The 6,678-nt window shown below is 51.4% G+C and carries 6 protein-coding genes and 1 pseudogene; 2 read left to right on the forward strand and 5 right to left on the reverse strand.

The annotated features are described in order from the left end of the window. A pseudogene (locus HEQ72_RS11060) lies at positions 1 to 104 on the forward strand (IS5/IS1182 family transposase); the annotation flags it as partial. A gap of 122 nt (positions 105 to 226) precedes the next feature. Here the strand turns inward: HEQ72_RS11060 and HEQ72_RS11065 are convergent. The 5 genes from HEQ72_RS11065 to HEQ72_RS11085 are packed head-to-tail and all read right to left on the reverse strand — an operon-like array spanning position 227 to position 5,028. Further along, a complete protein-coding gene (locus HEQ72_RS11065; RefSeq protein ID WP_168023409.1) occupies positions 227 to 1,201 on the reverse strand; it encodes a class I SAM-dependent methyltransferase in 975 nt (324 codons plus the stop codon). Next, positions 1,198 to 2,079 carry an AAC(3) family N-acetyltransferase gene (locus tag HEQ72_RS11070; RefSeq protein WP_168023410.1) on the reverse strand — a complete coding sequence of 294 codons (882 nt, stop codon included), beginning with the start codon at positions 2,077 to 2,079 and terminating at the stop codon, positions 1,198 to 1,200. The genes HEQ72_RS11065 and HEQ72_RS11070 overlap by 4 nt, the downstream gene beginning before the upstream one ends. Then, a complete protein-coding gene (locus tag HEQ72_RS11075) occupies positions 2,076 to 3,704 on the reverse strand; it encodes an HAD-IIIC family phosphatase (protein WP_168021443.1) in 1,629 nt (542 codons plus the stop codon). The genes HEQ72_RS11070 and HEQ72_RS11075 overlap by 4 nt, the downstream gene beginning before the upstream one ends. After that, complete coding sequence (locus HEQ72_RS11080) at positions 3,701 to 4,792, reverse strand: SDR family oxidoreductase (RefSeq protein WP_168021442.1); 1,092 nt, start codon at positions 4,790 to 4,792, stop codon at positions 3,701 to 3,703. Before HEQ72_RS11080 ends, HEQ72_RS11075 begins: the two co-directional genes overlap by 4 nt. Further along, positions 4,789 to 5,028 (reverse strand): acyl carrier protein, encoded by a 240-nt coding sequence (locus HEQ72_RS11085; protein ID WP_209315748.1) that lies wholly within the window; start codon positions 5,026 to 5,028, stop codon positions 4,789 to 4,791. Before HEQ72_RS11085 ends, HEQ72_RS11080 begins: the two co-directional genes overlap by 4 nt. 896 nt (positions 5,029 to 5,924) lie before the next feature. Here HEQ72_RS11085 and HEQ72_RS11090 point away from each other — a divergent pair. After that, on the forward strand, positions 5,925 to 6,678 hold a 754-nt coding region (locus HEQ72_RS11090; protein WP_168023411.1), incomplete at its 3' end, for a matrixin family metalloprotease.

A 6,678-nucleotide genomic window follows, 5' to 3' on the forward strand; every position in this document is an offset into this window, starting at 1 on the left:
CTTTCTGTCGCATCAAGGACTTCCGCCGCGTCGCAACCCGCTATGACAAACTCGACAGAAACTTCCTCTCCGACGTCGCTCTCGCAACCCTCCTCGCATTCTGGCATATGAGTAAGGCTGGAGCCTACGCAAGGCATGAGCTGCGCATTCCAGGTAGTTCCACAGCACGACAACCGTAGTCACCAGATTGAGGCCGCTACGACCACTGAAGATGATTTAGCGTGCTTTATTTTCCATTTTCTGAGACGACCCCAATATGCCCTTGATCTGGGCGCTCAGCTACGATTAACGAATTAATAGTGACTTTGCGTCGAAGCGCACGCTCAAGACTGTAGCCAGTGGCTGGAGCGGCATCGGAATCAACAATTTTAAACCCAATTTCCCTCACCAGATTTTCAACCTCGAGATGCGATCCCCAATAGTAGATATGGTCAGGAGCTGGACTATTGACCGGTACGTTAAAATAAGCCAGTCCACCGGGCTTTAACGTTTTGAAAACAGTGGCTAAGGCTATTTCCGGGCGATCAAGATGCTCCAGTACTTCGCTAAGTACTATGGCATCGTAAGCCATTTGAACACAGGGTGGCTCAAGAATGTTGTGTAATTCTAACTTGAATGGATGTTCCATACCCATAGCTTCCATCGTCTGTCGAGTCATGGCCAAGCTACTTTCACTGACATCCCAGCCTGTAATCGAGCCGATCTGTGGCGAACGGGCAGCAAAATACAACAACAGCCCGTGGCCTGGGCCAATCTCAAGATAGTCTGTGCCAGGCTGTAACCGCTGAAGGAAGCGCTCCACATAAAAATGGAACGCAGTGGCCTGATTCGCCCAAAGGACTTGAGACAGCAGAAGTCCACGCAGATAAGTTTGCATATAGTCGGCGCGCGAATAGACTTCGCGATAGGCATCTTCAAAAGTTGTCCAGCGATACCCCCCTGTACGACGAAAGTGCAAGTCTTCCGCAACGAGAGTCTCACAGGTCCAGCGATAGCTATCGGCAAATGTTGATAGATCGTTTCCTGCAATCCTGACAACCAATCCAGCTATTTCTTCTGTGATAGGTAAAACAGGATGGGCTGACTCGCAAAAGCGGGCTTTCAGGTACCCCCCATGCGCTGGCCATACATCCAACACTACAGCACAAATACGTGCCAACGATGGATAGGGTTGAAGTTGCGGCAAAGACGTCAAGGTCATGTCGAAAGTCTGAAAGTTGTGACAGGATGCGTCCCGGGTGACGATGCAACCATCGAATCATCAAGATCTACCCGAATCTTTGGCGTGGAGAATGCGCGTGAGTCTTCGGTTAGCATTTGATAGCCTGTATGATCAACGTCGATGGCTTGAGCAGACTGCCCGAAAAAGCCGTTATGATTGACCTCACGCAGCAAGCCAGAATGCTTGAGTGCGTCCTCCAAGGGGCCGACATCAACCCCGGCATTGATACCACGCCACCGCATATAACCAAGAAACTCCCGGTCAACGGCCTGCTCATTCTGGACCACTACACCAGAAAATATCTTGTGATAACGGTGGTTACATCCGTAGCATTGTTCAAGGTGATGGACGTAGGTCAAACTTTGACGGAATGGAATACCCACGTTGACGAAGCGCGTACCATGCCGGGTAAGGCGCCCGAACGGACTACAGGGCCCAAACGCAGCCCCTCCCGTATTACTCAGGATCTCACCGGCTTTGGGTCCGATACCCGCCACAGAGAAGATGGGGTGCAGTGAGCGTACGGCCTGCGGATGCTGGCGTACCCAATTGGTAAAAGGACCAATTTCCGACGGGGTTCTCTCGATCACGAATGGAATGTCAGGATTGCCGCACGAATAGCTGAAAGTGCCAACCAACAAGGTACCACGGGGATCAAGAACCTCCATGATACGCTCGAACACAAAGTTACACCACCGATCTTCCCTTGCCCGGATTGCATGTCGATCCAGAGTAACCGGCCATTGGGGTAGAGGCACACGCGCCATGTCGATGGCCAGATAGATGGTCTCACCGGCGGTCACACCCAACTCATCCAACAGTGACCGGAGTGCTTTCGCCGCTTCGGATTCGGTCATGTCAAGTGCTCACGAATGGTAAACAAGGAAATATCGGCAGCGTGAGCGGTAGTAAATGCCTTGGTATCCAACGTCCAGTGCTCTCCGGCATCAGCAAAAGCAGAATCGGCGAGAAAGTTGCGAATTGGCTCATTACGGGCGGTAGCAGAATATGCGAAAGTCAGTGTCGGCCCCTTCCAATAGCCAAGAAGCCATATGAGGAAAGCATATTCGACCCGCCGCTGAAAAACTCGGCATGACATGACCAGTGCCTGCACACTGCCGTTGCAATCAACCAAGCAGGCCATGATTTCACCGTGACTTCCGGTTCGATCTTCCAAAGTGGCTGTAAACATCCGCCCCCCCTCAGCCAACACTGCAGACACTTGAGACTCATTCATACGGCGACCGTTAAGATTGAACTGATTGGTCTTGTTTATAAGTTGATGTGCCCGCTGCCAATCATCATGTGTCCGGTCGCGCAATGTCAGCACCATCTCCAAGTCTTTAAGAAATGTCTCAACTCCAATCCCTTCAGAAGGAGGCGATGACGCCATAAGACGCCGGTACATTTCGGTTCGCTCCGCATCTTCAGTCGTCACCTTGCTGCGATCGAAAAGGAGAGCCAACCGATCCAGGAATGCCGGCAGATCTTCATCCCGCGTCGGAAATGCCTGGCATCTCACCCCCCTGACCCCCGACGCGACTTCAGCAAGTTCGACCGGGTTGTCATCAATGAAAACAATGGAATCGGTACCCAGATTCAGGATCCCTGCCAAGGCTCTTACATGATCAGATTTAGCCCCATAGCCAGCCCGAACCGCAACGAAATCCTCATTTTTCAGGGGCATGCGGCCTGCATTCAACGCTGCACACACCATATCCTCATCATTGCGGCTTACCACCGTCAGAAGAATACCCGCTGCTTTAAGTCTCAACAAAAACCCTTGATAAACGAAGTGACGAAAACCTCGGCCATGAGGTTCTGCGGAAACAACTTCAACACCGTCCTCGCCGACTATGCCAGCCCACAAGGTATTATCCGCATCGGTAGCCACTACCTTGTAGTGTCCCGACTGCGGCATCAACAGGTGATCGATCAAGACCTCGGCCACTGGCGACAGGGCACCACCGGCCAGTGGAGAACCAGTAGCAAAATAGGTGGAGAGAGAAAAATAATCTGACGCAAGAAGTGTGGCCCCATGTCTGACCGCAAGTGCCGTTAGTTCAGTAGCCAAACGAGCATTGTCGGACATGGCGATGCATAGCGGCGGGACAGGTGCCGGCAGATAAGCCAAGCATGCTTGTTTCCGCTTGTTCAGTAGAGCCACCACCTGCTCGGCTCGGTCCAGGATCGTATTAACATCGACCAGCGTCCCACTCATCCCTGAACGCCAGTCACATTCCGGTGCCAGATCCCAAGGCAGCAACAGAAATACCTCTGGACCAGTGGCTTCGCTGAACAAATGCTGACCCAAGGTGCCAAAGGGAAGAAAACTGACTTGTACATCCAGCCCGCTTCGGGCTGCATGAGCACGCAGGTAAAGTTCCAATTGGTCAGCAGTCCCCGACATACACATCAGGAAGGGCAGCTTTTCAGCATTCCGCATAGCGGCCAATAATTTCTTTGCTTCCAGGAATGTCATGGGAGCGCGCCTCCCGATAAGTTGATGATGGCGCCGGAAACCAGATACGAACCGTTCTCCAGTATCCAAGCTATTTGGCCGGCGGCATCATCTGTACCGGGCAACATGCCATAAGGCGAACGATCGGTATGAGCAAGGCGCACAGCGTCTCGCATCGCATCATTCATCCCACCGTTAACAACATCGAAAACCACACCAATGCAGCGTAGGTTGCTCGCACCAAGTTCCACCGCCAAAATCTTGACCAAGGTAGGCACAAGCGCCTTGCCAAGACTATACAAGGGCATACGCCAGTTGTGACGCCCGGGATCGGCTGCTGTCGATCCCACCAACACCAAGGTAGCACCAGGGAGGCCAAACACAGAAAGCACCTGGGCCAATTTCAAACAGTCGGACAAGGGTTCGGCAACGTGGTGTCGGACCGCAACTTCCGTATTACTCCCCAACGCCGTCAATCTTTGATTGTCTGGAGCAGGCCAACCACAATGGACGACACCGGATATCTTGCGTCCAGCCAAGATTTCCGGAAGTTGGACCAAATCTGGAATCATCAACGCACCGGCTGTACCAGAGCGTGACAAGCCCAGACCCTTGCTTCCCAAGCGCTCAAGCACGGCAGATCCAAGCCCACCAGATGCGCCCGTAACCAAGATGGGCGCTTCAGTGCAGGTCAAGTCCGTTGCAGCCAAAGCTCGCGACATTACTTGATGACGATGGTAGCCAAACTCATATATGCCAGAAACATAGTGAGTACCCGAGACGGAATCGCTGATGGTGACATCAACCACACCCCCATTGTCACTACTTCGCACAAGGGTACCATGAACGCGTAGACGTGTCGGAGGCAGGATCGGGGCAACAAATTTCAGTTTGATGCCATGCAGTAAACAGTCACGCCCTGGAATATTCATACCCGCCATACGGGATAGAAACCCAGCAGAAAAGGCACCGTGGAGAATGGTACGCCTAAAACTGGTTCCCGCCGCATAGGCTAAGTCGGTGTGCAAAGGATTCCAGTCGCCAGAAATCTCTGCAAACCGGCGGGCATCCTCTTCGGTAACATCAACCTCAAATTCGCTTTCAATCATAGCCCTTTTTCTTCGAGTAGCAATCGGGTTGCCGCAAACGAAGTCATACGTTCCATGTCAGTGCTGTCCAAATTTACCCCGAATTCGCTTTCGACGGCAGCGACCATTGATACATGAGCCAAAGAGTCCCATCTCGCTTCTGAAATTTTACGAACCATTGAAACGTCATAGTTATCCTCAAAGTCTAGGACAACTCTAAAAATATCAGTAAGTTTCTGTTCGTTCTCTGCAATCATGATGACTTACCAGATAAAATCAGCCAGAAAGAACCAGTGAGAAATCTGCCTCAGGGTGTTGCTTGGCTTTTGGTTATTTACAGATGCCCAGTCTTACATCTTCAGAAAAATTTTATATCCACCATAATTTGTTTCTGAGAATTACCCACCCACGTGGCAAGCGTCACGTCAACGCTTCACCCTCTCCTTGATGGAATAAAGCCTTCCTCTCCCCCCCTGCAGATAACCCGCCACAGCAAGACGGCCTGCACCCTCTTGCCAGAAATCAAATGCTTCGGTGGCAGATTCTAGCACCAAATTTTCATTTCTCGAAATAGATTAGGCGATAAACTCATTACACAGTGCGCTAAATCAGCAGGACAGCCATTCTGACGGCACTGAAGATGTTTCGCAGGTACTTTTCATGGCGGTTACAAAGTCCCCGTGATTTTTTGCAGGTCTATAGTCTGGTCTTGCGTTGAAACGCGGACATAGCCAATAGGCGTGATACCTCTCTCAAAACTCATCGCAAACATTGCGAAGAACTGACACGGTTTCAATCATAGTTTTTGAGAGCGCGAAAGCTGCGTGTCGCCCTGCCTAGGGTCCCGAAACCAGGCAGGGTCTGCGACGATAAATCCCATCAACCTGGAAACTGGCAGCACCACTGCAGACAGTGGGGGCTATACGCGGGGAACATCACGGATAGCAGGTGGAGTGGAGCAGACCACAGCCACGATACAGGCCGTAACTTTGACGCACGTCAGACATTCAAGAGGGCTGGCCGGGGACACAGAGAACATGCCTCTCGGTTGTAAGACAAGAAAAAAATTGCACGTTGACTTATTTTAAGTAGTGAGCAGAGATACTTGTCTCTTTATAATTGAAACTGTACCCGTTACACAGGAAAAAAGATTATGAGTGCAACATCTACCAGATATAATAGTGCGTTTACCGCGCCTTCCAGCGGGAGGCATGAAATTGACTCACTGCTTGGGGGGAAGTTCTGGTCCTCCGACGGTGTTCCAGGAAAAGCCCTGAGGCTGACGTACAGTTTTGTATCCCCAGAGTACGAGAGTGTAACCACAGACTGGCAGGAAGGCTTGGCGCTTGACCCTTCCTTCATTACAGACGGTCTGCGTTCATCAATTTCCGGAATTTTCAGACATCTTGCAGACTTTACCGGTCTCTCGTTCACGGAACAAAAGGGAGGCGGGGAGCCTGGGCGAATTTTGATCGGTGCCAGCAAAACCATGGATGAGGCTGCTCTTCTGGATGGGGTTGCTTATGCAGAATTTCCTGACACCGATGACATAGCTGGCTCTGTCTGGTTTAATCCTTGGTACAATACTGTCAGAACAGATGGATCACCGGGAAGCCAGTTACATCTGACTGCCATGCACGAAATCGGCCACACCTTGGGGCTAAAGCATACGCATGATGAAAGCGAAATCGACAAAGACAACTTTCCTGTGACACAGCAATACGACTCTGCAGCTTACTCGGTCATGTCGTACAAGCCCATGATCGGCGGCGAAGATACTGGCGGCTTCAAGTCCACGCCGCTGACCTACATGCTCAATGACATGGCCGCGTTGCAGTACTTGTACGGGAAGAACATGACAACCCGCACCGGTGACAACCGGTATGACTTTGCCGGCAAGACCTATG

This window comes from Haematospirillum sp. 15-248 (genome assembly GCF_012102665.1).
Classification (GTDB): Bacteria; Pseudomonadota; Alphaproteobacteria; order Rhodospirillales; family Rhodospirillaceae; genus Haematospirillum.

Coding starts and splice junctions, on each gene's coding strand:
- HEQ72_RS11065 (WP_168023409.1), bottom strand. CDS start 1,201: ATGACCTTGACGTCTTTGCCGCAACTTCAACCCTATCCATCGTTGGCA.
- HEQ72_RS11070 (WP_168023410.1), bottom strand. CDS start 2,079: ATGACCGAATCCGAAGCGGCGAAAGCACTCCGGTCACTGTTGGATGAG.
- HEQ72_RS11075 (WP_168021443.1), bottom strand. CDS start 3,704: ATGACATTCCTGGAAGCAAAGAAATTATTGGCCGCTATGCGGAATGCT.
- HEQ72_RS11080 (WP_168021442.1), bottom strand. CDS start 4,792: ATGATTGAAAGCGAATTTGAGGTTGATGTTACCGAAGAGGATGCCCGC.
- HEQ72_RS11085 (WP_209315748.1), bottom strand. CDS start 5,028: ATGATTGCAGAGAACGAACAGAAACTTACTGATATTTTTAGAGTTGTC.